Consider the following 25,266-nt stretch of genomic DNA (forward strand, 5'->3'; position numbering starts at 1 on the left):
GTAATGGTTTTTCCCCAGCCGACGCGAGAGAGCCCGTTCTCAGACGGTCAAACGTACAGAGCGACACCGAAAACGCGGCTCCGGAACGCACAAACCGACCCGGCGTCTGTTCGAACGTAGATGCGCGCGTTCCGGCTCGCCTACGACGGGACCGAATACCGCGGATTCCAGCGACAGCCACACGGCGAGACCGTCGAAGACGCCCTCTTCGACGCTCTGTTGGACCTCGAGGTCGAGTTTGAGGACGGCTCGCCGGTCGGCTACGCGGCGGCGGGACGGACGGACGCCGGCGTCTCCGCGCGCGCCCAGACGGTCGCCTTCGGGGCGCCGGCCTGGCTCTCGCCGCGCGCGCTCAACGGCGAACTCCCGGCGTCGGTCCGTGCGTGGGCCGCCGCGGACGTTCCGGAGCCCTTCCATGCGACCCACGACGCCGCCGCACGCGCCTATCGATACTTTCTGTACGCACCCGAAGCCGACGACGGTCTGGCCGAGAAAGCGGCCACAGAACTGTCCGGCGAACACGATTTTCACAATTTCACGCCGGACGACGAGGGGACCGAACGGGCGCTTTCGGTGTCCGTTCGTCGGGACGGCGCGTTCCTCGTCGTCGATTGCCGGGCGGGCGGCTTCGCCAGACGGCTCGTTCGCCGGCTCGTTTCGGTACTCGATGCCGTCGCCGCCGGAAAACGACCGCCGGAATTCATCGATCGGGCGCTTGCCCCGGCGCCGCTTTCGGGACCCCGGGGGATCGGTTCGGCCGCCCCCGAGCCGCTCGTTCTCGTCGACGTCCGCTACCCTGGCGTCGAGTTCGGCGTCGACGATCGGGCGCTGGATGCCGTCCGCGAGGTCTTCGAACGGCGGCGACGACGGCGGCTCGCCGGCGCCCGCGTGGCCGGAGAGCTTTTGGCGGTCGAACCGTCCGAGTGAGCCCGCGTTTCGAATCCGAGCCGCGCCGTCGGACGACGGGTTTAGGGTATCGCTACCCGTATCATACCACATGAGTTCCGTGCCCGAGCGAAGCGAGATCGACGACGCCTACACCTGGGATCTGACCGATCTGTTTGCCGATGACGGGGCGTGGGAAGAGACCTACGCCGAAACGGAGGAACGGATCGAGGAACTGTCGGCCTACGAGGGTCGTGTCACCGAGAGCGCCGCGACGCTGGAGGCGGTCCTGGGGCTTCGGGAATCGATCATGCGCGATGTCTCGAACCTCTCGGCGTACGCCCGGATGCGGAAGGACGAAGACACGACGGATCAGACCTACCAGGCACTCGCCGCGCGGGGCCGCTCGCTCGCGGCCGACGCCTCGAGCGCCGCGAGCTACATCGAACCCGAGCTACAGGAACTCGATCGGGAAACCGTCGCGGGGCTGATCGAGGAGAACCCCGCCCTCGAGACCTACGAACACTACTTCGACGACACGCTGCGGATGAAGCCCCACACCCGGTCGGCGGAGATCGAGGCGATTTTGGCCGATCTGAGCGAGGTGACCGGCGCGGCCGGGGACGTCTACAACATGCTGACGAACGCAGACATGGAGTTTCCGGCCGTCGAGGGTCCCGACGGCGACGCCCGGCGGATCACGCTCTCGAACTTCACGAAGCTCCAGAAACACCCCGATCGGGCGTTCCGACGGCGGGTCTACGAGGCCTTCTACGACGAGTGGGAGGAGTACCGCAACAGCGTCGGAACCGCCTACAAGAACAGCGTCAAAGCCGACGAGAAACTCGCCGCGGCGAGACACTACGACGCCGCCCGGGAGGCCGCCCTCGATGGGCCCAACGTCCCCGTCTCGGTCTACAACACGCTGGTCGAGACTGTCGAGGCGAACCTCGATGTTCTGCATCGACACGCCGAACTCAAACGCGAGGCGCTCGGACTCGAGGAACTCTGGATGTGGGATCTATACGCCCCGATGGCCGACGGCGAGAGCCCGGATCTCGAATACGATCGGGCCAGAGAGTACGTGATCGAGGCCGTCGCACCCCTCGGGGACGCGTATCGAGACCGGATGGCTGAAGGGCTCGACTCGCGGTGGGTCGACGTCTACGAGACGAAGAACAAACAGTCGGGCGCCTACAGCGGCGGCACCTACGACAGCCAGCCGTACATCCTGATGAACTACCAGGACGACATCGCCTCGATGTACACGCTGGCCCACGAACTCGGCCACTCGATGCACTCCGAGCTGACGAGCGAATCCCAGCCGTACGTCTACTCGGGCTATGAGATCTTCGTCGCCGAGGTCGCCTCGACGGTCAACGAGGCGCTTTTGACGCAGCACCTGCTGGAGACGGTCGACGACGACCGGTTCCGCCGGCACGTCATCGACGAGTACCTCGAGCGGTTCCGTTCGACGCTGTTCAGACAGACGATGTTCGCGGACTTCGAGCACCGCGCTCACGAACTCGAGCAGGCGGGGGAGGCCCTGACGCCGGATCGGCTCGACGACCTCTACCGCGGGCTGAAAGCGGAGTACTACGAGCCCGCCGCCGTCGACGACCGTATCGCCCGTGAGTGGATGCGGATCCCCCACTTCTATCGGGCCTACTACGTGTATCAGTACGCGACCGGGATCAGCGCGGCCAACGCGATCGTCGACCGGATCACGAGCGACGGCGAGTCCGCGGCGGCCGACTACCGGGAGTTCCTCCGGTCGGGGTCGAAGGCGTATCCGCTGGAGTTGCTCGAAACCGCCGGCATCGACATGTCGACGTCCGATCCCGTCGAGGCAGCCATCGAACGGTACGACGAGACCCTCGGGGAGTTCGAGTCACTGAGGTAGACCGGGACCAGGCGACCGAACGATCGATCGAGGACGGCATGATACCGGGTGTCGCAAGCGTCTCCCCCACCCAAAGGCCCTTTTAACCTCCGACCCGTAGCCGTCACTAATGTCGCATAGCCCCTCGCTCCCGGACCGGCCGACGCTCAACCTCGATCCCGACATGCCGGTCGAGGAGCGGCTGGCCGCGCTTCGGAATCACTTTCTCGACGTTTCACGGGTCCACGACGAGCTGACGGCCCAGCTCGAAACCGCACGGGACCGCCAATCGGAACTCCGCGAGGAGGTAACGGACCTCCAGGCGGAAAACGAGGCGCTGAAGACCTCCTCTCTGTATCTGGCGACAGTCGAGGAACTGACCGACGATCAGGTACTGCTCAAACAACACGGCAACAACCAGGAAGTGCTGACCGACGTCTCGCCGCGGCTCTACGAACGGCTGGAGGCCGGCGACCGGGTCGCGATCAACGATTCCTTTGCCATCCAGACCGTCCTCGACGCCGAGACCGACGCGCGCGCACAGGCGATGGAGATATCCGAGAAACCGGACGTCGTCTACGAGGATATCGGCGGGCTCGAGACCCAGATACAGGAGGTACGGGAGGCCGTCGAGGACCCCCTGACCAACCCGGAGAAGTTCAGCGAAGTCGGCATCGATCCGCCGACCGGCGTCCTGTTGTACGGCCCGCCGGGAACCGGCAAGACGATGCTCGCGAAAGCCGTCGCCAACCGGACCGACGCCACCTTCATCAAGATGGCCGGCTCCGAACTCGTCCAGAAGTTCATCGGCGAGGGGGCGCGGCTGGTCCGGGATCTCTTCGAGATGGCCGAAGAGCGGGAGCCGGCGATCATCTTCATCGACGAGATCGACGCGATCGCCTCGAAGCGGACCGAATCGAAGACCTCCGGCGACGCCGAGGTCCAGCGGACGATGATGCAGCTGCTCTCGGAGATGGACGGCTTCGATCAGCGCGGCGACATCTCGATCATCGCGGCGACGAACCGCTTCGACATGCTCGATCGCGCCATCCTCCGGCCCGGCCGCTTCGATCGACTCATCGAAGTGCCCGAACCCGACGCCGAAGGGCGCGAACAGATCCTGAAGATTCACACCCGCGGGATGATGCTCGCATCCGAGATCGATCTCGCCTCGATCGCGGCCGACACCGAGGGGTTCTCCGGGGCCGAACTCGAGAGCCTCGCGACCGAGGCCGGGATGTTCGCCATCCGTGACGGCCGGACGGAGGTCACACGGGCGGACTTCGGATCTGCCCTCGAAAAGATCGAAAACGACGAGTCGCCGGGAACCCCGATCGCCTTCTACTGACCGGCCGCTCCGTTCCGTTTCGTTCCGTTTCGTTCCGTTTCTTTCCGTTCCGTTCGGTACCGTGTCGATCGCACCCGCAGGTTCGGGGGAGCAACACGCCGTCGATGGCGTGGATAACGCCGTTCGACGACTCGGTGTCGGTCACAGCGATCTCGGCCTGATCGCCGTTCAGCGCCGTACCGTCGACTGCGATCGGGTCCCCGTTCAGGTCGGCAGTTGAGACGCGTCGAGGACCGATTCGGCGTACCGCCGTCCCGGTGTGACGTGATAGGTAAGGACGTCCGAAAGAAACTCGTCGTCGAGGTCGCCGACGTTGTCTTCGGTGATCCCGACAGCGTTGAACGCCTCGTCGGTCGGCGCGAACACCGTCAGCTGTCTGTCGTCGCTCGCTCCGTCCCGTCCGGCGGCGCTCGCGGCACCGACGCCGCCGGCCAACAGGAGACCTGTGCTTCCGAGCGTCTTCAGAACGCTCCGTCGTTTGGGTTCTCTCATGGGTTTGTACCCACCGGAACGTCGGTCTGGGCGGTATACGGTCGATTGCCAACTAGTCTGGAGGATTCCGGTCTGATCGGGACGTCAAACGTGCTACCAGTTAACACAGAGGTCTCAGTATATCTCTGATTGCCAACTATTGACATCCACCCCGCCCTGAAGCGAGAGGATTCCTGACCGCCGTTGGGATATTGTGGTTTACGAGACGACCTGTTTTTGTGGGGCTATTTGCCCCGTTGATTTGTCGAACAGGCGTACCGATGGCTGTGCCAAACAGCCGTTACTCCTATTGAATATCTAACTGTGGATACAAGCACGACTTGGTTCCAATTTGTCGGATTCATCCCCGCGCTAAAACACGGGCTTTCTCCTTGAAATTCAGTAAGGTATCGGGCGTATCGACGGGCTTGGGCGGTCGGCGAGCCGCCGTTCGGGCGATCACCCTCCGGAACCGAACGCGACGAAACGAACCGTCGAAGCGGCGTCCGGATCCCCGTTTGAGTCGGATCCAGTCAGACCGGCAGGAACCAGCCGTCGTATCCGCCGAGCTGTCCCTCGACGAGATCGAAGAACTGCTGTTGGAGTTCCTCGGTGATCGGGCCACGGGATCCGTTGCCGATTTCGGTGTCGTCGACGCTCCGGATGGGCGTGACCTCGGCGGCGGTCCCGGTGAAAAACAGCTCGTCGGCGGTGTAGAGCTCGCCACGGCCGATGGAAGCCTCGTCGTGGACGGTGTAGCCGAGATCGCGGGCGAGTTCGATGACCGTATCACGGGTGATCCCATCGAGGATCGACTCGGAGAGGCCGGTCGTGAATATCTCGCCGTCGTTCACCATGAAGACGTTCTCGCCGGGACCTTCGGCGACTTTTCCCTCCTTGTTGAGAACGATCGCCTCGACGTAGCCGTTCCGGCGGGCCTCCTCGCCGGCCAGCATCGAGTTGAGATAGGGACCCGTCGCCTTCACGTTGGTCGGGATCATGCTCGAGGCGTGTTTCCGCCACGAGGAGACCATCACGTCGACGCCGTTCTCGATCGCGTCCTCGCCGAGGTACGCGCCCCACGGCCAGCAGGCGACCATCGTCCGTGAGGGACACTCCTCCGGTGAGACGCCCAGGTTGTTGTACCCGTAGTACACCAGCGGGCGGATATAACAGGACGCGAGGTCCTGCTCGCGGATGAGAGTCAGCGTCGCCTCGGTGATCTCCTCGCGGGTATGGTCGATGTCGTGGTCGAGCACCTTCGCGGAGTCGAAGAGCCGATCGAGGTGTTCGTCCCAGCGAAACAGCGCCGGGCCGTCCGCGGTATCGTAACACCGGGCGCCCTCGAAGACGCCGGTGCCGTAGTGTAGCGAGTGGGTCAAGATGTGGGCCTGTGCGTCGTCCCAATCGACGAACTCGCCGTCCATCCAGATGGTGTCGACGTCCATCTCCTCGAAAGACATATTTCGTCTGTGGGCGGGCCCCGTAATGAGTGTTCACGATTTCCGGGCCGTTTCGGCCAAGCATGAGCCACGTTCCGGGCGGAAAATCCGGGGAGTTATGCCCCGAAGGACCCAACTGAACACCGATGGGAGTTCTCGAAGACAAGGCCCGCGCCCGCCTTTTTTATAAGTACCTCTCGCGGGTCTACGATAGGGTCAACCCCTTCATCTGGAACGAGGAGATGCGCGATGAAGCTCTCGAGTGGTTCGGCATCGAGTCCGGGGACCGCGTCCTCGACGTCGGCTGTGGCACCGGTTTCGCGACCGAAGGGTTACTGGAGTACACCGACGACGTCTGGGGACTCGATCAGTCGGCCCACCAGCTCGAACGGGCGTTCTCGAAGTTCGGCAAGCGCGGCCCCGTACAGTTCTACCGCGGCGACGCCGAACGGCTCCCCTTCGCCGACGATACCTTCGATGCCTACTGGTCGTCGGGATCGATCGAGTACTGGCCCGACCCCGTCGCGGCCCTCCGGGAGGCCCGCCGCGTGACGAAACCCGGCGGTCCCGTCCTGGTCGTCGGGCCGGATTACCCGAAGACGACGCTCTTCGGGGCGCTGGCCGACGCGATCATGCTGTTTTACGACGAGAACGAGGCCGACCGGATGTTCGCCGAGGCGGGGTTCGAGGCGTTCGAACACCGCATCCAACAGCGTGCGCCCGGGACGCCGCGGGCGATCACCACGATCGCGCGCGTGCCGGAGGCGGGACCGGCGGAGGGAGACGGATCGGCGCTCGGGGAGTCGAGCTAGGCGGTCGTCTCCAGTTCCGCGACGCTGTATCCGTCGACTGTAAGGCGGATTACGACGGTGTCGCCCGCCTCGATCGTCGGCTCGTTCGTCTCGGCGATACGGAGCGAGGCGGTCTCACCCGTCCGCCACGGCTCCGTCCTCGCGCTGTTGAACGCTCCTTTCGGGGCGCTCTCGAACCCCCCTGCCGAGAAGAACGGCACCGGCGGCTGCCGTTCGAGCGGATCGCCGTCGATCCGGATCTCGAGATCGATCGCCCCGGGATCGATCGGATCCCCGCCCCGGTGGGTCATCCGGAGTTCGCCGGTCGGTTCGACGGACGCGTCGAAGGCTGCGACGGTCGGCTCGGAGGCGACGTCGGTCGGAACCGCCAGTCCGACGACCGCCGCCAGTCCGACTGTAAGACCGACCAGACAGACGACACCGATGACGGGAGAGAGCCCACGGGAACGCATGGGCCCCTTGGTCGCCCGGTCGTATATAAACCGTCGGCCGTCGCTTTACTCGAGATCCACGTCGAGCGAGATCGTCTCACCTTCGTAGGTCGCGTTTATCGTCGTCTGGCCGTGCGGCGCGACCGTCCAGAGTTGGTCGCCCCCGGTCGAGCCGATCGGATCGCCGTTCAACGCGACGTCGCCGTCGACCGGGCGCCCGGTCGTCGTATCACGGACGGCGATACCGATGGGGCCTCCGGCCCGGGTCGTGGTGGCGATGACCCGGAGGTCGCCGTCGGTTCGTCCGACGTTCGAGGAGGGAGCCTCGCGGACGTTGATCCACTGTCGTTCATAGAGGACGTCCGCCGACCCGCCGTCGAGATACGTCTCGAGGTTGCCGTGTGAGTGGGTCGCCCCGAAGCGATAGAGGCGGGCCTGCTCCGGGCCGAGCATGCTGATCGAGCTGAAACTGTCGATCGACCACGGGTACAGTTCCCCGAACCGTTCCAGGGCCGGCGATGGGTTTTCCCCGAACTGGTCGTCGACGCCCTCGGTTTTCGCGGTCGGATCGTAGGCTTCCCGGAGGTACGTGTCGGTCGCCGGGTCGACAGTGGCGATAACGATGCCGTCCGCCGCCGTCTCGACGTGGATCCGGCCCGGACTGCCGCCGGCAAGAGCGGTGACGAGCCGCGTTCTAACCGGGCCGTCGGTCGGGACGAGCCGGACCCGCTCGGCGGCGGCGCGTTCGGCCACACGCTCGGCGCCGATCTCGTCGGCGGTCGTCTCCAGCCACTCGAGGGTGGCGTCTGTCTCGCTCGCCGACTGGCTGACGACACTGAGCGTCCACAGCAGTTCCCGCGTATCGATCTCACCGTCGCTGTAGCGCCGTACCGCGGTCCGTTCGGTCTGCCGCAACTCGTCGACCCGCTCGGCGAGGCGGTCGATCCCGTTCTCGACGATCTCGCGCCGTTCGGCGTCCGAGTCGGCGTCCCGGTATCTGCGTTCGAGCGTCGACCTCCGGTAGGCGCTCTCGAGTCCACGGGCGTCGGTCTCGACCGCAGCGGCGACGTCGAGACCGGTTCGTCGACCGTCGTTCCGGTCGGTCTCTCCCGGCGGCGGCGCGAGGTACTCGGAGGTGTTTTCGGGGGTCACGACCGTCATCAGCCGATCCGACTCCGCCGTCTGCTGGGGGAGGGGGTGAGATTGGGACACTGCGGTGTCCTCGCCGGACGTGTCGGCGACGACGACGCCGCCGATCGGGGCGATCGAGAGGAGGAGGGCGACCACGAGCACGCGAGCACCGACCATATTCGGGTCTCGTTGCCGAAGAACAAAAACCCGGCCGTCTCGATCGGCGCGGAATCCAGCCGTCGAGAGGCCTCGAAACCGTTTATCCGGCCCGGAGACGTTTTATCCCGGTATGGAAAGTGTTTTGCCGCCCGGGTGTCCACGATCCAGGCATGCGGTGTCGGGTCCCCACCCTGCTGTGTGCCCTCCTCGTCTGTTCTGTCGTGTTCGGGGCGGTCCCGGCAGCCGGACAGCAACAGACCGACGGGACCCACCTCGAGGTCCAACTCGAGGCCGACGGCGACGCGGCGTGGAACGTTACGACCCGGATCCCGATCGCCGACGGGCACGAACGCGAGACGTTCGAGACGTTCGCGAGTGATTTCGAGGCGGGCGAGAGCGGCTTCGATCTCGGAACGGACACCTTCGAGCAGGCGGCGACCGAGGCGAGCGAAGCCAGCGGCCGCGAGATGTCGATCGCGTCGGTCCGGCGTGAGAGCCGGATCGTAAACGACACCGGAGCGGACGGGGAGACGGAGCGATACGGCGTTCTCCGGCTATCGTTCACCTGGGAGTCGTTCGCGAGGGTCGGAGAGGAGAGGGCGATCTACGTCGACGACGCCTTTAACACCACCGACGGCACCTGGCTCCCCGGACTCGGGGCGAGCCAGTCGCTGACGATCCGGGCGCCGCCGGGGTACGGTGGCCCGACGACCTCGCCCGTGGGGGCCGAGGACGGCGACCTCCACTGGGAGGGACCCGCGACGTTCGAGCCGGGGTACTTTTCGATCGTGTATCACCCGGTTTCGACGGGGCCGACCGAGGAGGAGGGGGAGGGGTCCGAACTCCCGACCGCCCTCGTCGGCGGGGCGATACTGCTGAGCCTCGCGGCGCTGTCGCTCGGTGTCTACCTGCTAGTGGCGCGCCGCCGGGGTGAGACGGCCACGGAGGACGACGAACAGCCCGTGGCGGCCGGCCCGGATGCGTCCGAGCCGTCGGCCCCCGGGACTCCGCCACCGGGGGAGAAAGCCGGGGGCGACGCCGACGGTTCGGCCGCGTCCGCAGTCGAGAAGGCGGACGACGAACCGGACTTCGAACTCCTCTCGGACGAAGAGCAGGTCGAGTACCTCCTCGAGCAGAGCGGCGGCCGGATGAAGCAGGCGACGATCGTCAAAGAGACCGGGTGGTCGAACGCGAAGGTCTCCCAGCTTTTGTCCTCGATGGCCGACGAAGACCGGGTCGACAAACTCCGGATCGGCAGGGAGAACCTCATCAGTCTCCCCGGCGAGGGCGTCGGCGACATCGAAAGCGACACCGACGACTCCTGAGACACGCGGCTGAACATTGTTCGAAATCCGGCGGGGGACGGCAAACGACGGACGTTTCGGAAACGTTTAATCGCGAACGTCCGTCAGTATAGCGTACCAGCCGTTATGAAAATACTCGTCACAGTCAAAGAGGTAGCCGAAGTCGACGACGAGTTCGATATCTCCGGACTCGACATCGCCGAAAGCTCCCTCGAATACGATCTCAACGAGTGGGACGACTACGCCGTCGAGGAGGCGGTCCAGACGAGCGAATCACACGACGACGTCGAGGTCGTCACCGTCACGGTCGGCCCCGAACGCGCCGAAGAGACGATCCGGATGGCGCTGGCGAAGGGGGCCGACCGGGCGATCCGCGTGTGGGACGACACCCTCGAGGACGCCCAGTTCCTCGATGTCGAGACGAAAGCCGAACTCATTACCGCCGTCGCCGAGGAGGAGGCCCCGGACCTCGTGCTCTCGGGCGTACAGGCCGGCGACGACGCCAACGGGGCGACGGGCGTCGCCGTGGCCGAGGAACTCGGCTTCGAGTGGGCCGCCGTCGTCAACCACCTCGAACTCGATGCCGACGCCGAAATCGCGTCCGTCCGCCGCGAACTCGAGGGCGGGATCGAAGAGCTCACCGACGTCGAGCTGCCCGCAGTGTTGACGATCCAGACGGGGATCAACGAGCCGCGGTATGCGAGCCTCCGGGGGATCCGGCAGGCCCAGCGGAAGCCACTCGAGGTCAACTCCCTCGAGGATCTGGGACTCGACGCCGGCGTCGTCGACTCGCCCGTCGAGCGGACGTCGATGTACGAGCCGGAATCCGAAAGCGACGCGACCGTCTGGGAGGGCAGCCCCGAGGAGACCGCGGGCGAGCTGGCGGCGTTCCTCCGTGATAAGGGGGTGGTCGACGGATGACGGTGCTGGCCGTCGCCGAACACCGCCGGGGGGACCTCCGGGACGTCTCCTTCGAACTCGTGACCGCCGGCCGCGAGTTGGCCGACGAACTCGGATCCGACCTCGCCGTGGCCGTCATCGGCGGCGACGTCGAGGGATTCGTCGAGGAACTGAACCGCGAGGGCGTCGACACGATCTACACCGTTGCGGAGGGCGAGGAGTTCAACCACGGGATCTACGCACAGACAATCGAACAGCTTCACGCCGAACTCGACCCGGCGGCGCTTCTGTTGCCGAACTCGGTCAACGGGCTCGATTACGCGCCCGCGGTGGCCGAACAGCTCGATCTCCCGCTCGTGACCGACGTGATCGCCCTCGAGGGCAGCGATCCGGTCGAGGTCACCCGCGAGCAGTACGGCGGGAAAGTCGAGATAACCTACGACATCGGCGCCGAGCAGTACGTCCTGACGGTCCGGCCGGCAGAGTGGCCGACGGCGACAGCGGGGGGCGAAGCGACCGTCGAGACTTTCGAGACCGACATCGACGAGGGGGCGCTCGGGACGACCGTCAAGGGCTTCGAGGAGGTCGGCGCGGGCGATGTCGACATCACCGAGGCCGAGGTGCTGGTCTCGATCGGCCGCGGGATCGAAGAGGAGGAGAACATCCCGCTGATCGAAGCGCTCGCGGACGCCCTGGACGCGACGCTTTCGTCCTCGCGGCCGATCGTCGACAACGGCTGGCTCCCCCAGAACCGCCAGGTCGGCCAGTCCGGGAAGGTCGTCACGCCCGACGTCTACATCGCGATCGGGATCTCCGGGGCCGTCCAGCACGTCGCCGGCATGAAAGGTTCCGATACGATCGTCGCGATCAACACCGACCCGAACGCGCCGATCTACGACATCGCGGATTACGGCATCGTCGACGATCTCTTCGAGGTCATCCCCGCGCTCATCGAGGAGTTCGGCGGCGACGTCCCGGATATATAACGCTGGGGCCCGTCGGTTTCGGCGTTTCTGTTGACGACGCGGACAGCCGCGGCTGTCTGTCGGCACGGCCCGTGGGACAGAGACGCAATCCTTATGTGCAAATGAGTGCGTTAATGTACAGTAATGAACACCAGAGATGGGCTCGCTCCGGCCGTCCGGTCGATCCTGGATGCGGCCGATGGGCGGGCGGGCCGCTCCGAACCGGTGTCGGTGCGGCCGCGGTCGCTCCCCGACGCGATCGCGGCCGCCGAGGCCGACGGTCGGGTGCCGATCATCGCCGAGTTGAAACCGACCAGCCCGACGACCGAGGGCGAACGGACCGACGACCCCGTCGAACTCGCCGAGGCGATGGTCGAAGGGGGCGCGGCGGCGCTTTCCGTGCTGACCGAGCCGACGCACTTCGGTGGCTCCCCGGAGACGCTCCGGCGGGTCCGGACGGCGGTCGGCGTTCCGGTGCTCCGGAAGGACTTTCTGCTCCGTGAGGAGCACCTCGATGTCGTCGAAGCCGACGTCGTCCTGTTGATTGCCCGCTTTCTGGACGACCTCGGAACGATGCTGGAGGCGGCCAGAAGTCGGGGGTTTCAGGCTCTGGTCGAGGTCCACACCGAGGCCGAACTCGAAGCGGCGCTTTCGGCCGGCGCGGACATCGTCGGCGTGAACAACCGCGATCTGGCGAAACTCGAGGTCGATCTCGGCACCTTCGATCGGGTCGCCGGCACGATTCCGGCAGGGAAGCGGGAAAGCGTCACGCTGATTGCCGAAAGCGGCGTATCGACGCGGGAGGACGTCTCGCGGATGCGGAACGCGGGCGCCGACGCCCTGCTCGTCGGCTCCGCGATCATGGACGGCGACGTACGAGCGAACACGGCGCGGCTGACCGGCGGTTCGAGAAAATAACACCATGTCCCAACCAGACACGAAGTTCGGCGAGTACGGCGGGCAGTACGTCCCCGAGGCGTTGATGCCCGCGATCGAGGAGTTGACCGACGCCTACGAACGATACGTCCTCGGAAACGAGGACGGATTCGTCGACGAGTTCGAGGCGCGGATCGAGGACTTCGGCGGTCGGCCGACGCCACTGCAACGGGCCGATCAGCTCTCCGCCCGGTACGGGGTCGAGATATATCTCAAGCGGGAGGACCTGCTGCACGGCGGCGCCCACAAGCTCAACAACGCCCTCGGGCAGGTCCTTCTGGCGAAGTACATGGGCAAAGAGCGGATCATCGCAGAAACCGGGGCCGGCCAACACGGGACCGCGACGGCGATGGCCGCCGCCCACCTGGATATGCCCTGTGAGATCTACATGGGTCGCCGGGACATCAACCGCCAGCGGCCCAACGTCTTCCGGATGCGGCTCAACGGCGCCGAGGTGACGCCGGTCGACGTCGGGCGCGGCACGCTGAAGGAGGCGATCAGCGAGACGATGCGCGATTGGGCGAGCACCGTCGAGACGACACACTACGTCATCGGGTCGATCGTCGGCCCGGCACCGTTCCCCGCGATGGTCCGGGACTTCCACTCGGTCATCTCCGAGGAGATCCGCGAACAATCGATCGAGAAGTTTGGCGAACTGCCGGGGGCGGTCGTCGCCTGCGCCGGCGGCGGCTCGAACACGATGGGCGCCTTCGCGGACCTGCTCGAAGAGGACGTCTCGCTGTACGCCGTCGAGGCCGGCGGCTCCTCGCTTTCGGTCGACGAGGAGGCCGGCGTCGCCCCGCACTCGGCGTCGCTGTCGACCGGCGAGGAGGGCGTTCTCCACGGCGCGCGGACGAAACTGCTGCAGGACAGCCACGGCCAGATCATGGAGTCCCACAGCGTCTCCTCGGGGCTGGACTACTCGGGCGTCGGCCCGGAGCTGGCACATCTCGTCGACGAGGGGCGGGTCACGCCGGCCGCCGTCGACGACGACGCGGCGCTCGAGGCGTTCCACCGGCTCTCACAGGAGGAGGGGATCATCCCCGCCCTGGAGACGGCCCACGCCTTCGGCTTCCTCGAGACGGTCGCCGGCCCCGACGGGGACGGCTCGGTCGAGTTGCCCGAGACGGTCGTCGTCAACGTCTCCGGGCGGGGCGACAAGGATCTGGAAGCCGTGATCGAGGAGACCGACAAACGCGAACTGGAGAACGCACCGAGAATGGAGGTGTTCGACCCGTGACCGTGACCCTCGCGGACGCCTTCGACGAGCCGGCGTTCGTCCCCTATCTCGCCGCCGGCGACCCCGATTTCGAGTCCTCGCTTTCGTACGTCGAGGCGCTCGCGGCCGGCGGCGCCGACGTCATCGAACTCGGGCTTCCCTTCTCGGAGCCGATCGCCGAGGGACCGACGATCCAGCAGGCGATCGTCCGCTCGCTCGAATCCGGGATGACGCCCGAACGCTACTTCGAGTTCGTCGAGGCGCTCGAGGTCGACGTTCCCCTGGTCTGTATGACCTACTACAACCTGATCTACCAGTTCGGCCCCGAGGACACCGATCCGGTTCGGCCCTTCGTCGAGCGCGCCGCCGAGGTCGGAATCGAAGGCGTCGTCGTCCCCGATCTCCCGGCGGAGGAGGCCGACCGGCTCGGGGGATACTGCGACGAGTACGGCCTCGATCTGATCTTCATCGTCGCCCCGACGACAGCCGGCGATCGGCTCGATCGGATGATGGAGCGGGTTTCCGGCTACGTCTACGTGCAGGCCCGTCTGGGCGTGACCGGGGCGCGGTCCGATCTCTCGGATCAGACCGAGGAGACGCTCGCCCGACTGGAGGGCCACGACGTCCCGAAGGCCGTCGGGTTCGGTATCTCGACGGGCGAACACGCCGAGGCGGTCGTCGCGGCGGGCGCCGACGGCGTGATCGTCGGCTCAGCGCTGGTCGATATCGTCGCCGAAGGACACGAAACCGGCGAGGAAACCGAGCGGACCGCCGGGAAACTCCGATCACTCGCGGCGGAGCTGAAAGCGGGGGCGCTGGCCGGCAAGGAGCGTCGTCCGCGACCGGAAGGAACATGAGGGAACCTCTCACACTCACAGATACCATGACACCAGGGATCGACGCACGCCTGCGACGCATCGGAACCGACGGCCGCTACGTCATGGTTCCGATGGATCACGGACTCACACTCGGTGCGGTAACGGGGCTCAAAGACATCGAATCGACGATCGACGCCGTCACCCGCGGCGGGGCGGACTCGGTTTTGACCCAGAAAGGGATCGCCCACCGGGTCCACGGCAACAAAAACGGGGCGGGATACATCGTCCACCTCAACGGCTCGACGGTCATCGGCCCGGATTCGAACGACAAGCGGGCGACCGGCTCGGTCGAGGCCGCGCTGCGTGCGGGCGCCGACGCCGTCTCCTTTCACATAAACGTCGGCTCGACGTACGAGCGCGAACAGATCGAGAAACTCGGTCAGCTGACCGACGAGGCCGCCGAATACGGGATACCGGTACTCGCGATGACGTACGCCCGCGGTCCCGACACCGAGGAGGACGACCCGGAGGCGCTCGGCCACGCCGTCCGGCTCGGCGAGGAACTCGGCGCGGACCTCATCAAGACCGGTTACAGCGGCGACGCCGAGAGCTTCGAGAGCGTGTGTGAGTCGACGGCCCGACCGGTGCTCATCGCCGGCGGCTCGCCGGACGGCGACCGCGAGTCGCTTCGTGCGGTCCGGGGCGCGATGGACGCCGGCGCCGCCGGCGTCTCGATGGGCCGGACGATCTTCCAGCACGACGATCCCGAACGGATGGCCCGGGCGGTCTCGCTCGTCGTTCACGAGGGTCACGGCGCCGACGAGGCCCTCGAACGAGCCGAACTCGCGGACTGACCGGCCCGCCTTGGCCCTCGAAGCGTCGTTCGTCGGCCGACACTCGTGGTACCGCGACCCGCACAAGGGTTATACGCGTGTCGACTGTACGTTTATTTGCAATGTCAAACGGTAAGGTTGATTTCTTCAACGACACTGGCGGTTACGGTTTCATTTCGACTGAGGATTCCGACGAGGACGTGTTCTTTCACATGGAGGACGTTGGCGGAGAGGATCTGACGGAAGGAACGGAACTCGAGTTCGAGATCGAGGACGCCCCCAAGGGCCCCCGCGCGACGAACGTCGTCCGCAACTAACGCTCGAACCCGCGATCGGTTCGTAAGCACACACCGGCCTCGCTAGCGCGATTCCGTGTATTACTCGTTTTTCCGAAGACAGCGCCCGACAGCGCCCGGTTCGGGTTTCTATCGTTTGTCGTCAAAAACGCCGGCGACTGCTACTCCGTTTCACGTTCGCGCAGTTCCGTCCGGCGGATCTTGCCGGTCGTGGTCGTCGGCAGCGACTCGACGAACTCGATCTCGCGGGGGTACTCGTGTTTCGCGAGATTCTCTCTGACCAGCGATCGGATCGACTCCCGGAGGTCGTCGCCGGCCGCCGCCCCCTCGACCGGCTGACAGAACGCCTTGATGACCTCGCCGCGGATCTCGTCGGGGACGCCGACGACACCGACCTGCTCGATGTCGGGGTGTTCGAGGATCGCGTCCTCGACCTCCCCGGGGCCGACCCGGTAGCCGCTGGTGATGATGAGGTCGTCGTCGCGCGCTTTGAACCAGAGATACCCATCGGCGTCGAACTCGCCGAGGTCGCCGGTCCGGTGGTATTCGCCGACGCGGACGGCGTCGGTCTGTTCGGGCTCGTTCCAGTACTCCTCGAAGATGACCGGATCGTCACCGTGTTTGACGGCGATCTCGCCGACTTCGCCGGGATCCAGTTCCGTCCCCGTCTCGCCGTCGATGACGGCGACGTCGTGGCCGGGGACCGGCTTGCCCATACTGCCCGCCTCGGCGGGAAACCACTCCCGGCAGTTGCAGACGAGCAGGTTGGCCTCGGTCTGGCCGTAGAGTTCGTTGACCGCGACGCCCCCGAGTTCGTCGTCGGCCCACTCGAGGATCTCGGAGGTCAGCGGCTCGCCGCCCGAACAGATCGCCGAAAGCGAGAGGTCGTACGCCGAGACGTCGGTTCCCATCAACATCCGGATCGCCGTCGGCGGGAGGAACGTCGAGGTCACGTCGAACTCGGCCATGATCGAAAGCGCCGTGTCGGCGTCGAAGCCCTCCATCGGATAGTCGACGACCGGCCGGCCGTAGTGCCAGGCCGGGAAGAGCAGATCGCCCATCGCGCCGATCCACGCCCAGTCGGCGGGCGTCCAGAAGATCCCCTCGGAGACGTCGAGTTCGAAGTACATCCGGAAGGCCGGACAGTGCCCGACCCAGACCGACTGGGTGTGTAACGCGCCCTTGGGTGGCCCCGTCGAACCGCTCGTGTACATGATGATACCCGGCGTGTCGGGGCCGGTCTCGACGGGCCGGAAGCCGGGATCGGCCGCCTCGATCGCCGCCCCGAACGCCGTCGCCCCGTCGTGGCCCCCCGCGTTTCGCCAATCGACCTCGAGGACAGTCTCGAGGGCCGGACAGTCGCCCCGAACCGAAGCGACCGTCCCGTAGTTGTCGCTGTCGGTGACGACGGCGGCCGCGCCGCTGTCCTCGAGGCGATACCCCAGCCCGTCCGGGCCGAAAAGCACCGAGAGGGGCATCGAGACCGCACCGAGTTTCCAGCAGGCCAGATGCGTCACCGGGTTCGCGGGCACCTGCGGCAACACGACCCCGACCCGATCGCCCTTCCCGATCCCCCGATCGGCCAGCGCCGCGGCGAGCCGATCCGACCGACGATCGAGGTCGGCGAAGGTGTAGCGCTCCCGGCGGCCGTCCGGGCAGGCCTGATACAGGGCGACCCGGTCGGGTTCGTCGTGTTTCCCGACCAGATCGTGGGCCGCGTTGTAATCGGCGGGAACGTCCCAGCTGAAGTCCTCGCGGGCACGTTCGTAGCTCTCCGTCGGCATCGTGACATGCCACGCCATACCGGTGTCTCGCGTGGGGCAAAAATAAAATGGGGTGGCCGGGGACCCGTTTCGGGTCGGGCGAGTCCCGCCACGTTCAATAGCCGCCCCCGCCACCGGAGACGTATGACACGCTCCGTATGGCTGAAAGCCGACGACGAGGTCGGCGACTGGGAGGCGCGAAGGCGGCGTATCACTGCCGGCCTCGAGGCCGGCGTCGACTGGGTACTGGTCGACAGACGCGACGTCGACCGCGTTCGGGAACTCGGCCGCGTCGACGTCGCCGCCTTCGCCGGCGACGACGTCCACGTCATGGACGCCGAGAACGACGAGGGGAACGAACCGGACGCGGTCGTCGTCGGGAAGAACGGCGAGGGCGACGGGACCGTCGATCTCCCCTCGGATCTCTCGGGATCGGCAGACCTGACGACGCTTCGCCGACACGACGGCCCCGGTGGCGCGTACGTCCGGATCCTCGGCCCGGAGTACGAGTCCTTCGCCGAGACCGCCGCCGGGGACGCCGAATACACGCTCGTCGTCGGCGAGGACTGGCAGATCATTCCGCTGGAGAACCTCATCGCCCGCATCGGCGAGGAGACCGACCTCGTCGCCGGCGTCCGGTCCGCCGAGGAGGCACAGACGGCCTTCGAGACGCTGGAGATCGGCGCCGATGCGGTCCTTCTGGACACCGACGACCCTGACGAGATCCGGGCGACCGTCGAGGCGAGGGACGCCACCGAGCGCGAACGGCTCGATCTCGTGTCGGCGACCGTGACCGAGATCGAGGAGGCCGGCTCGGCCGACCGGGTCTGTGTCGACACCGCCTCGATGCTCGAACACGACGAGGGGATGCTCGTCGGCTCGATGAGCCGCGGGCTCTTTTTCGTCCACGCCGAGACCGCCGACTCGCCGTACGTTGCGTCTAGACCGTTCCGCGTCAACGCCGGGGCCGTCCACGCCTACGTCCGGACCCCCGACGGCGGGACGAAGTACCTCTCGGAGCTGAAATCCGGCGACGAGGTACAGATCGTCGACACCGAGGGGGAGACCCGCGAGGCCATCGTCGGCCGCGTGAAGATCGAAAAGCGCCCGATGTTCCGGATCGAGGCCGAACTCGAGAACGGCGACCGGATCGAAACGCTGTTGCAGAACGCCGAGACGATCAAGGTCGCGACCGGATCGGGGCGGAAAGCCGTCACCGAACTGGAGGCCGGCGACGGGATGCTCGTCCGTTACGAGGACGTCGCCAGACACTTCGGCGAGGTCGTCGAGGAGTCGATCATCGAGAAGTAGAACCGAGCAGGACCTCGACGAGCCGCCGGAGCGTCGCGAGGTCGTACTGGCCGGGGGCGGTCGCGTCCGCCGGATCGGCCGGCGCGTATCCGATCTTCGAGCCGTAGACGGGCGCGACCGCGCGGGTGTGGCTGCCGGCCTCGCCCATCGCCATCGTCGCGACCGCCCGCCCGTTCTCGGTCAGTTCGTGGGTCACGGACAGCACCGACAGCGCGTCCCCCCTGTCGGCGGCGGTGACGGCGAGTTTCCCGACGTCGCCGCGTTCACACGCCCGCCTGAGGAGCCGCTTTAGCTCCGGTTTCGGGGGTGTCCGTTCGAAGTCGTGCGCCGAGACGACGACGGCGACGCCGGCCTCGTTCGCCTGTTCTGTGAGCGCTCGCGCCGCCGCACGGTCCCCGCGGTCGCCCTCAAGCGCCGCGAGTTCGATATCGATCGCCGCGACGGCATCGTTTTCGACCGCCCGTTCGAGTGTCCCGATCCGGCCGTCGGCGGCCGCCCCGCCGCCTTCCCAGTCGGCGCGGTTCGTCGCGAGGATCGGCAACTCGCCGTCATATGACGAAAGCGCCGCCAGCGGGTCGGCGGCCAGGTCCATCCGGAACTCCAGGCAGTCCGCGGCCTCGCGGGCGGACGGCTCCGAATCCAGCGTCGCCGTCGGGGCCGCGAGCGTGAAGGCGTCGAAACCGAGGGTCATACCGATACACGGAGAGGAACAAACAAAAGGGCGCGGGATCAGACCCGGTCGAGGAACCGCGCCTGGGCCGTCGTCCCCTTGGTGCCGTAGTCGGTGACCTGCACCCGGATCGTCTCGCCGGGTTCGAGGGCGCCCGATCCGTCGGGGTCCGGAACGTCCCGGACGAACGTCTGGAGGCCGTTTATCGTTCCGCGGATCTCCGGCGGGACGCGGTCGTACTGGGTCTCCTTGACGACGAGTTCGTACGTCTCGCCCTTCTGTGCGGCCGCCTCCGGCGGGCGTTTCTGTGCGTCCCTGTGGGCGCGATCACGCTCACGCTGTCCGGCGGTGTCGGGGCGGCCACCCCCACGGCGGCGAAGCAGCCAGACGAAAGCGAGGAGACCGAGCACGACCGCCGCGCCGGGGACCAGCAGTTCTGTCATTGCGGGGCGTTCGTGACGATCCGACAAATCCGTTGTGCCCTCGTGGAACCGAACACGGGATATTATGTTTCGGTACCCATAATGCGCGTGTAACCGTCTATGATCGCCCGCGTATCGAGTGCCAAACCGAGCTGTCCGGAGGGGCTATGACCGTTGCCAGCCAGCCGGGCGGCGCGCTGTATCTCGGGTATCTGGTACTCTTCGGCCTCGGAGCCCTGCTCTGTTTCGTCAGTCTCCCCGGAGCGAGACGCGTCGAGGATCGCGATACCCGGATCGGGCTGGCGGCGCTGCTCGTTATCAGCGGGGCGTGGGCGACGAGTCACTTCGGGTATCTCGCGGCACCGACGGCGCGTCTCCAGCACGGCTTTTATCTCTTCGGTCTCGTGGTCGGGTTGGGCGCCGTCGGGCCGTGGCTGTACTTCTGTTCGGCCTACACGGGGCGGACGCTCCATCGGGATCGACGGATCCGCTGGGCGGCGGCGCTCACGTACCTCTCGATCGTCTCGATCAAGCTCACGAACCCGCTCCATCAGCTCTACTACGTCACCGAACCCGCGAGCACGCCGTTCCCACACCTCCAGATCACCCACCAGCCGATCCACTGGATCGTGATGGGGCTCGCCTACTCGCTGGCGACGATCGGCTTTTTCATGCTGTTCGAGCTGTTCTACAAGACTGACTACGACGTGACGCCGCTTGCGGGGCTGGTCGCGCTCACCGCGCTTCCGATCGGACTGGACGTCGCGGGCTCCGTGAGCCCGTTCGTCCTGGAGCTCACCTACTCGCCGCTCGGCGTCGCCGCCTTCGCGGCCGGCGTCATGTTCGTTTACGCCGACCAGTTCCGGACGCTCCAGATCGCGGGCGGGGGTAATGACCCGGTCGTGATCCTCGACGACGACGATACCGTTCGGGAGGCGAACCGGGAGTCCCGGGAGCTGTTCTCACAGCTCGAAGGCGAGAACGCGATCGGCCAGCCGCTGCACACGGTGCTCCCGAAAATCGCCGAGGTCGCCGTCGAAGATCGGCCCGTGATAGAGCGGCGAACCGGGGGCGCGACACGGTACTACCAGGTCTCCTCGAACCCCTTCGCTGCCGGGCAGGCCGAGATCGGTCGGGTGCTGACGTTCGCCGACGTGACCGAACGCGAACGGTACCGTCGGGAACTGGAGCGGCAGAACGAACGCCTCGATACCTTCGCGAGTATGATCTCCCACGACCTCCGGAACCCGCTGAGCGTCGCGAAGGGGAACCTCGATCTCGTCCGTGCAGAGACCGACCACGAAGATCTCGAGACCGTCGCCGGGGCGCTCGACCGGATGAACGACCTCATCGAGGACGTCCTCCGGCTGGCTCGGCAGGGCCAGCCGATCGACGAGACCGAGCCGGTCGGTCTGGAAGCGATCGCGGAACGGAGCTGGGAGATGGTCGAATCGGTCGACACCGAGTTGGTCGTCGGGGACACGGCGGAGATCGAGGCCGATCCCGACCGACTCCAGCAACTGCTCGAAAACCTGTTCCGGAACAGCGTGGAGCACGGCGGGGACGACGTCACCGTCAGTGTCGGCACGCTCGATCGCGGCGGCTTCTACGTCGAGGACGACGGCCCCGGAATTCCCGAGGACATCCGCGGGGAGGTGTTCGGATCCGGATTCACGACGGACGAGGAAGGAACCGGGTTCGGACTGGCGATCGTCGAGGAGATCGTCGAGGCCCACGGCTGGGCGATCCGGGCGACGGAGGGCCGGGAGGGGGGTGCCCGATTCGAGATCAACATATAAGCGTTCGACCGAACCGGCCGGCGGGGCGACGGCGGCAACGGCCGTGTCACGTCCCGTCCTATCGTCGACGAAAACACCAAAGTATTTAAATACCTTTCGCCCGTTCTTTATTTACGATAACTGACCGGGTCTTTCTGGGGTAATCCCCTGCCTGGCAGCCCCCGCCACGTAGCATGAGCGAACACACACATACTCGAACGCGATCGACCGAGACCGAAGCAAAGACCGAAAGCGAAAGCGAAGAGACGACCGGCTGTCCGGAGTGTGGCGGCAAACTCGCCGCCGACACCGAACACGGCGAAACCGTGTGTCGGGACTGCGGTCTCGTCGTCGAGGAGGACGAGATCGACCGCGGGCCGGAGTGGCGCGCCTTCGACAGCGCCGAGAAGGACGAAAAGAGCCGCGTCGGCGCGCCGACGACCAATATGATGCACGACAAGGGCCTCTCGACGAACATCGACTGGCGCGACCAGGACGCCTACGGGAACTCGCTGGATTCCCGGCAGCGTCAGAAGATGCAACGGCTCCGCAAGTGGAACGAGCGGTTCCGGACCCGCGATTCGAAAGAGCGCAACCTCAAACAGGCCCTCGGCGAGATCGATCGGATGTCCTCGGCGCTCGGGCTGCCCGAAAACGTCCGCGAAACTGCAAGCGTCATCTACCGCCGCGCGCTCGACGAGAACCTCCTGCCCGGCCGCTCCATCGAGGGCGTCTCGACGGCGTCGGTCTATGCGGCGGCCAGACAGGCGGGCGTCCCCCGCAGCCTCGATGAAGTCGCCGGTGTCTCCCGCGTCGAGAAAAGCGAGATCGCCCGCACGTACCGCTACGTGGTCCGGGAACTCGGACTCGAGGTCGCACCCGCCGACCCCGAGAGCTACGTCCCCCGCTTTGCGAGCGAACTCGGCCTCTCGGAGGAAGCCGAGAACCGCGCCCGACAGCTCCTGGGCAACGCCAAAGAGCAGGGCGTCCACTCCGGGAAGTCGCCGGTCGGGCTCGCCGCCGCCGCCGTCTATGCCGCCTCCCTTCTCACCAACGAGAAGACGACACAGGCGGCCGTCTCGGAGGTCGCCGACATCTCCGAGGTCACCATCCGGAACCGGTATCACGAACTTCTGGAAGCCGAGCAGGATCTCGCGTTCGCCTGAGCCGGAGCCCGGTTTTTAAATTCAGATCCGCGCCGGCCGCGCGGTTTTTGTCCGTCCGAACCCTCGAGAGAGACGTGCGGGAGTTCGCCTTCGAACTCGCGGTGTGTGCCGCCCTAGAGGCCGAAAGCGACGGCCTCATCGCCCGCCAGCTCGGCACGCACGCCCGGATCGTCGACGTCGTCGAAGTCGTTCCGGGGCCGGACTTCGAGACGCGAACCGAGATCACCTCCGGGACGATTCCGGGACCGGCGATCGAAAGCGCGGTCGGCGTCGGGCGGGCGCGCCGGGCGAGCGAGGCGATCGACGCCGCGCCCGAACGCGCCGAGACGATCGCGGACCGGGCGATCGAGGTCGGGTTCTTCGAGGCCGAACGGCGGAACGGCCGGCGGTACGTCCGGCAGACGACCCGGTATCCCGACTGGATCGGCGGGCTCAGGGCGTTCGAGAACAAGCCGGACCTCGGTCGGCCGGGCGAACTCGAACGCCAGCTTCGGACGGACGTCTCGCTCGGGCTCTTCGATGAGGTCGTCCTCGTGACGGCCTCCTACGTCACCGGCGCCCACCTCAACCGGATCCCCGAAGCCGTCGGCGTCCGCCGGTTCGACACCGAGACCGGGACCGTCGAGACGGTCCGGGAGCCGGATCGGCTGGCGACCGACGAGGGCGGGGTCGCCATCACCGAAGAACAGCCCGCGCGCGTCGACATCGAACCGGTCACCGCCGAGGAGAAAGCCCGGCTCCGCCGGCGGATCGCGGAACGTGCCTACGGCAAAGGGTGGCGGCCGGAGACACTGCCCGCGTGCGAACAGGCGAGGGCCCGTGGGCCACCCTTCGCGCCCGAGGACGCTCTCCCGTACTGCGCCTGGAAGGGGCGGTTCGTCGACCCGGCCAGGGAGTGTGGTCCCGACTGCGGAGGACACTCGCCCGCCGAACCGCCCGAAGCGGATCCGGAGACGATCAGGGACCGGCGGACGCCTTGGATCGCGGATCCCGACGGCGTCGTCAGACGGCAGGCCGGACTCGACCGGTTCGGCCGGGAGTGACCGCCGTCGCTTACAACGAGAACCGCTCGCCGTCGACGGCCATATCGTCCGCGAACGCCTCGCCGGCCGGGATGTAGTGTGAGAGGTGGACGATCCGGTAATCGTCGGCAGCGAGGTCGTCGGCGAGTACCCGCGCACCCTCGATCGTCATGTGTTTGGTCCCGAACGTCCGGTAGGTGCCCTCGGCGTCGGGGTGATCGCCGCCGATGGGGTGGTGTTCGGCGTGGATCGACGGGACGATCCCGTCGACGAAAAGCAGGTCCGGATCCCGGAGTCGGTCCCGGGAGTCCGCGCCTATCCCGTAGTTGCTGTCGCCCGACAGCGACAGCTTTGTACCGGTCTCGGGGTCCTCAATCGCGAGCCCATAACAGACGAGGGGCGGATGCTCGACGGGAACGAGCGTCACCTCGAGCCCGCAGGCCTCGAAGGGTTCGAAGGGAGAGCGGGGCTCGACGGTGATCGCATCGAGGTAGTGATACTTCTCGGCGACCGTTTCGGCGACGCTTTGGCCGGTCTCGGGGTCGGTCTCGTCGGCGGCGAAGACGGGGACGTCCTCTAAGAGTCGGTAGGCGTTGCCCAGCCCGTCGAGGTGATCGAAGTGGATGTGGCTGATGAGGATCGCATCGGGCAGCGGCACTTCGTGGGTCAGAAGCTGCGATCGGAGGTCGGGACTGGCGTCGACGAGCAGCGACTCGCCGGTGCGTTCGTTGTGGACGTGGACCGAAAACCGCGAGCGCTCGACGCCGCGTTCGCGAGCGCGCCGGCACGTGTCACAATCACAGTCCGGCGTTGGCGTCCCCGTCGTGTCGCCGGTTCCAAGCAGCGTGACGTCCATCAGTGATCGTGTGCGTGCCCGTCCGATCCGCCGGCGACCAACGCGTCACCGTCGCCGTCGATCATGTCCATGTTCTTCAGGTTGTCCCGCTCTTCGAAGCCTTCGATCGCCTCCAGGAGGTCCTCCTGTGTCAGGGTCGTCCGTTCCTCGGTCAGCGCATCGAGGACAGCCTCCCGGAGGACGAGCCGGAGATCGCTGCCGGTGAGCCCTTCGGTCGCCTCCGCGAGCGCGTCGGGGTCGAAGTCGTCGATATCCATCCGCCGGGTGACGATCCGGAGGATGTCGGCCCGCATCCCCGAGTCGGGTTTCGGGAAGTTGACGATCTCGTCGAAGCGCCGCCAGGCGGCCGCATCGAGCTGGTCCGGGTGGTTCGTCGCGCCGATGAGCAACACGTCGTCCTGTATCAGCGAGATCTCGTCGATGCTCTTCAACAGCGTGTTGACCGC

The 25,266-nt window shown here is 66.6% G+C and carries 24 protein-coding genes and 2 pseudogenes; 16 read left to right on the top strand and 10 right to left on the bottom strand.

The window, feature by feature from the left end:
- The first annotated feature begins 120 nt into the window (after window positions 1-120).
- The 3 genes from truA to pan2 all read left to right on the top strand — a co-directional run bounded on the left by truA (window position 121) and on the right by pan2 (window position 4,115).
- The gene (gene truA, locus KM295_RS11120) at window positions 121-927 is read left to right on the top strand and encodes a tRNA pseudouridine(38-40) synthase TruA (protein ID WP_256030028.1); all 807 of its coding nucleotides are present in this window, start codon (window positions 121-123) and stop codon (window positions 925-927) included.
- Between the two features lie 70 nt (window positions 928-997).
- The gene (gene pepF, locus KM295_RS11125; protein WP_256030029.1) at window positions 998-2,788 is read left to right on the top strand and encodes an oligoendopeptidase F; all 1,791 of its coding nucleotides are present in this window, start codon (window positions 998-1,000) and stop codon (window positions 2,786-2,788) included.
- Window positions 2,789-2,897: 109 nt separating this feature from the next.
- Entirely contained in the window at window positions 2,898-4,115 is a 1,218-nt protein-coding gene (gene pan2, locus KM295_RS11130) for a proteasome-activating nucleotidase Pan2 (protein ID WP_256030030.1), read from the top strand.
- Here the strand turns inward: pan2 and KM295_RS17080 are convergent.
- From KM295_RS17080 to KM295_RS11150, 3 genes and pseudogenes are all read right to left on the bottom strand, one after another.
- Window positions 4,036-4,607: pseudogene (locus tag KM295_RS17080) on the bottom strand (fasciclin domain-containing protein). The gene pan2 and the pseudogene KM295_RS17080 sit on opposite strands and share 80 nt — an antisense overlap.
- Before the next feature lie 198 nt (window positions 4,608-4,805).
- Window positions 4,806-4,898, bottom strand: a pseudogene (locus KM295_RS11145) (zinc ribbon domain-containing protein); the annotation flags it as partial.
- Between the two features lie 221 nt (window positions 4,899-5,119).
- Complete coding sequence (locus tag KM295_RS11150) at window positions 5,120-6,049, bottom strand: branched-chain amino acid transaminase (RefSeq protein ID WP_256030032.1); 930 nt, start codon at window positions 6,047-6,049, stop codon at window positions 5,120-5,122.
- A 125-nt stretch (window positions 6,050-6,174) separates the two neighbouring features.
- On the opposite strand from KM295_RS11150, the gene KM295_RS11155 reads away from it, so the two are divergent.
- A complete protein-coding gene (locus KM295_RS11155; protein ID WP_256030033.1) occupies window positions 6,175-6,840 on the top strand; it encodes a methyltransferase domain-containing protein in 666 nt (221 codons plus the stop codon).
- On the opposite strand, the gene KM295_RS11160 is transcribed toward KM295_RS11155, so the two are convergent.
- A complete protein-coding gene (locus tag KM295_RS11160; RefSeq protein WP_256030034.1) occupies window positions 6,837-7,292 on the bottom strand; it encodes a type IV pilin domain-containing protein in 456 nt (151 codons plus the stop codon). The two genes, KM295_RS11155 and KM295_RS11160, sit on opposite strands and share 4 nt — an antisense overlap.
- Before the next feature lie 45 nt (window positions 7,293-7,337).
- Window positions 7,338-8,579 (bottom strand): DUF7096 domain-containing protein, encoded by a 1,242-nt coding sequence (locus tag KM295_RS11165; protein ID WP_256030035.1) that lies wholly within the window; start codon window positions 8,577-8,579, stop codon window positions 7,338-7,340.
- A gap of 152 nt (window positions 8,580-8,731) precedes the next feature.
- Between KM295_RS11165 and KM295_RS11170 the strand changes: the two genes are divergently transcribed.
- From KM295_RS11170 to KM295_RS11205, 8 genes are all read left to right on the top strand, one after another.
- A complete protein-coding gene (locus KM295_RS11170) occupies window positions 8,732-9,886 on the top strand; it encodes a helix-turn-helix transcriptional regulator (protein ID WP_256030036.1) in 1,155 nt (384 codons plus the stop codon).
- 105 nt (window positions 9,887-9,991) lie between these two features.
- The gene (locus tag KM295_RS11175; protein ID WP_256030037.1) at window positions 9,992-10,786 is read left to right on the top strand and encodes an electron transfer flavoprotein subunit beta/FixA family protein; all 795 of its coding nucleotides are present in this window, start codon (window positions 9,992-9,994) and stop codon (window positions 10,784-10,786) included.
- A complete protein-coding gene (locus KM295_RS11180) occupies window positions 10,783-11,751 on the top strand; it encodes an electron transfer flavoprotein subunit alpha/FixB family protein (RefSeq protein WP_256030038.1) in 969 nt (322 codons plus the stop codon). The genes KM295_RS11175 and KM295_RS11180 overlap by 4 nt, the downstream gene beginning before the upstream one ends.
- Window positions 11,752-11,874: 123 nt before the next feature.
- Window positions 11,875-12,648, top strand: coding sequence for an indole-3-glycerol phosphate synthase (gene trpC, locus KM295_RS11185; RefSeq protein ID WP_256030039.1), 774 nt, complete (start codon window positions 11,875-11,877; stop codon window positions 12,646-12,648).
- 4 nt (window positions 12,649-12,652) lie between these two features.
- The gene (gene trpB / locus KM295_RS11190) at window positions 12,653-13,906 is read left to right on the top strand and encodes a tryptophan synthase subunit beta (RefSeq protein ID WP_256030040.1); all 1,254 of its coding nucleotides are present in this window, start codon (window positions 12,653-12,655) and stop codon (window positions 13,904-13,906) included.
- A 2-nt stretch (window positions 13,907-13,908) separates the two neighbouring features.
- A complete protein-coding gene (gene trpA, locus KM295_RS11195; protein WP_256030055.1) occupies window positions 13,909-14,742 on the top strand; it encodes a tryptophan synthase subunit alpha in 834 nt (277 codons plus the stop codon).
- Between the two features lie 26 nt (window positions 14,743-14,768).
- Window positions 14,769-15,557: a 2-amino-3,7-dideoxy-D-threo-hept-6-ulosonate synthase gene (locus KM295_RS11200; RefSeq protein ID WP_256030041.1), complete on the top strand. Its 789-nt coding sequence runs from the start codon at window positions 14,769-14,771 to the stop codon at window positions 15,555-15,557.
- Window positions 15,558-15,658: 101 nt separating this feature from the next.
- Window positions 15,659-15,853 carry a cold-shock protein gene (locus KM295_RS11205; protein WP_256030042.1) on the top strand — a complete coding sequence of 65 codons (195 nt, stop codon included), beginning with the start codon at window positions 15,659-15,661 and terminating at the stop codon, window positions 15,851-15,853.
- A gap of 140 nt (window positions 15,854-15,993) precedes the next feature.
- Here KM295_RS11205 and KM295_RS11210 read toward each other — a convergent pair whose 3' ends face one another.
- Window positions 15,994-17,634: an acetate--CoA ligase gene (locus KM295_RS11210; protein ID WP_256030043.1), complete on the bottom strand. Its 1,641-nt coding sequence runs from the start codon at window positions 17,632-17,634 to the stop codon at window positions 15,994-15,996.
- Between the two features lie 105 nt (window positions 17,635-17,739).
- On the opposite strand from KM295_RS11210, the gene KM295_RS11215 reads away from it, so the two are divergent.
- Window positions 17,740-18,906, top strand: a complete 1,167-nt coding sequence (locus tag KM295_RS11215; protein WP_256030044.1) for a 3-dehydroquinate synthase II — start codon at window positions 17,740-17,742, stop codon at window positions 18,904-18,906.
- On the opposite strand, the gene KM295_RS11220 is transcribed toward KM295_RS11215, so the two are convergent.
- Window positions 18,893-19,597, bottom strand: coding sequence for a type I 3-dehydroquinate dehydratase (locus KM295_RS11220; RefSeq protein ID WP_256030045.1), 705 nt, complete (start codon window positions 19,595-19,597; stop codon window positions 18,893-18,895). The two genes, KM295_RS11215 and KM295_RS11220, sit on opposite strands and share 14 nt — an antisense overlap.
- Window positions 19,598-19,635: 38 nt before the next feature.
- Window positions 19,636-20,019, bottom strand: a complete 384-nt coding sequence (locus tag KM295_RS11225; protein ID WP_256030046.1) for a hypothetical protein — start codon at window positions 20,017-20,019, stop codon at window positions 19,636-19,638.
- Between the two features lie 146 nt (window positions 20,020-20,165).
- On the opposite strand from KM295_RS11225, the gene KM295_RS11230 reads away from it, so the two are divergent.
- From KM295_RS11230 to KM295_RS11240, 3 genes are all read left to right on the top strand, one after another.
- Window positions 20,166-21,797: a sensor histidine kinase gene (locus KM295_RS11230; protein ID WP_256030047.1), complete on the top strand. Its 1,632-nt coding sequence runs from the start codon at window positions 20,166-20,168 to the stop codon at window positions 21,795-21,797.
- 173 nt (window positions 21,798-21,970) lie between these two features.
- Window positions 21,971-22,942 carry a transcription initiation factor IIB gene (locus KM295_RS11235; protein ID WP_256030048.1) on the top strand — a complete coding sequence of 324 codons (972 nt, stop codon included), beginning with the start codon at window positions 21,971-21,973 and terminating at the stop codon, window positions 22,940-22,942.
- Between the two features lie 74 nt (window positions 22,943-23,016).
- Window positions 23,017-23,985: a DUF5787 family protein gene (locus tag KM295_RS11240; protein WP_256030049.1), complete on the top strand. Its 969-nt coding sequence runs from the start codon at window positions 23,017-23,019 to the stop codon at window positions 23,983-23,985.
- A 10-nt stretch (window positions 23,986-23,995) separates the two neighbouring features.
- On the opposite strand, the gene KM295_RS11245 is transcribed toward KM295_RS11240, so the two are convergent.
- On the bottom strand, window positions 23,996-24,820 hold the full coding sequence (locus tag KM295_RS11245; RefSeq protein WP_256030050.1) for an MBL fold metallo-hydrolase: 825 nt from the start codon (window positions 24,818-24,820) through the stop codon (window positions 23,996-23,998).
- Window positions 24,820-25,266 (bottom strand): AAA family ATPase (locus tag KM295_RS11250; RefSeq protein WP_256030051.1); only part of this gene is annotated, 447 nt, incomplete at its 5' end. The genes KM295_RS11245 and KM295_RS11250, both read right to left, overlap by 1 nt.

This window comes from Natronomonas aquatica, from assembly GCF_024449025.1.
Classification (GTDB): domain Archaea; phylum Halobacteriota; class Halobacteria; order Halobacteriales; family Haloarculaceae; genus Natronomonas; species Natronomonas aquatica.

Coding starts and splice junctions, on each gene's coding strand:
- KM295_RS11215 (WP_256030044.1), top strand. CDS start 17,740: ATGACACGCTCCGTATGGCTGAAAGCCGACGACGAGGTCGGCGACTGG.
- KM295_RS11150 (WP_256030032.1), bottom strand. CDS start 6,049: ATGTCTTTCGAGGAGATGGACGTCGACACCATCTGGATGGACGGCGAG.
- KM295_RS11170 (WP_256030036.1), top strand. CDS start 8,732: ATGCGGTGTCGGGTCCCCACCCTGCTGTGTGCCCTCCTCGTCTGTTCT.
- trpC (WP_256030039.1), top strand. CDS start 11,875: ATGAACACCAGAGATGGGCTCGCTCCGGCCGTCCGGTCGATCCTGGAT.
- KM295_RS11230 (WP_256030047.1), top strand. CDS start 20,166: ATGACCGTTGCCAGCCAGCCGGGCGGCGCGCTGTATCTCGGGTATCTG.
- trpB (WP_256030040.1), top strand. CDS start 12,653: ATGTCCCAACCAGACACGAAGTTCGGCGAGTACGGCGGGCAGTACGTC.
- KM295_RS11200 (WP_256030041.1), top strand. CDS start 14,769: ATGACACCAGGGATCGACGCACGCCTGCGACGCATCGGAACCGACGGC.
- pepF (WP_256030029.1), top strand. CDS start 998: ATGAGTTCCGTGCCCGAGCGAAGCGAGATCGACGACGCCTACACCTGG.
- pan2 (WP_256030030.1), top strand. CDS start 2,898: ATGTCGCATAGCCCCTCGCTCCCGGACCGGCCGACGCTCAACCTCGAT.
- KM295_RS11225 (WP_256030046.1), bottom strand. CDS start 20,019: ATGACAGAACTGCTGGTCCCCGGCGCGGCGGTCGTGCTCGGTCTCCTC.
- KM295_RS11205 (WP_256030042.1), top strand. CDS start 15,659: ATGTCAAACGGTAAGGTTGATTTCTTCAACGACACTGGCGGTTACGGT.
- KM295_RS11210 (WP_256030043.1), bottom strand. CDS start 17,634: ATGGCGTGGCATGTCACGATGCCGACGGAGAGCTACGAACGTGCCCGC.
- KM295_RS11165 (WP_256030035.1), bottom strand. CDS start 8,579: ATGGTCGGTGCTCGCGTGCTCGTGGTCGCCCTCCTCCTCTCGATCGCC.
- truA (WP_256030028.1), top strand. CDS start 121: ATGCGCGCGTTCCGGCTCGCCTACGACGGGACCGAATACCGCGGATTC.
- KM295_RS11180 (WP_256030038.1), top strand. CDS start 10,783: ATGACGGTGCTGGCCGTCGCCGAACACCGCCGGGGGGACCTCCGGGAC.
- KM295_RS11155 (WP_256030033.1), top strand. CDS start 6,175: ATGGGAGTTCTCGAAGACAAGGCCCGCGCCCGCCTTTTTTATAAGTAC.
- KM295_RS11245 (WP_256030050.1), bottom strand. CDS start 24,820: ATGGACGTCACGCTGCTTGGAACCGGCGACACGACGGGGACGCCAACG.
- KM295_RS11220 (WP_256030045.1), bottom strand. CDS start 19,597: ATGACCCTCGGTTTCGACGCCTTCACGCTCGCGGCCCCGACGGCGACG.
- KM295_RS11160 (WP_256030034.1), bottom strand. CDS start 7,292: ATGCGTTCCCGTGGGCTCTCTCCCGTCATCGGTGTCGTCTGTCTGGTC.
- KM295_RS11235 (WP_256030048.1), top strand. CDS start 21,971: ATGAGCGAACACACACATACTCGAACGCGATCGACCGAGACCGAAGCA.
- KM295_RS11175 (WP_256030037.1), top strand. CDS start 9,992: ATGAAAATACTCGTCACAGTCAAAGAGGTAGCCGAAGTCGACGACGAG.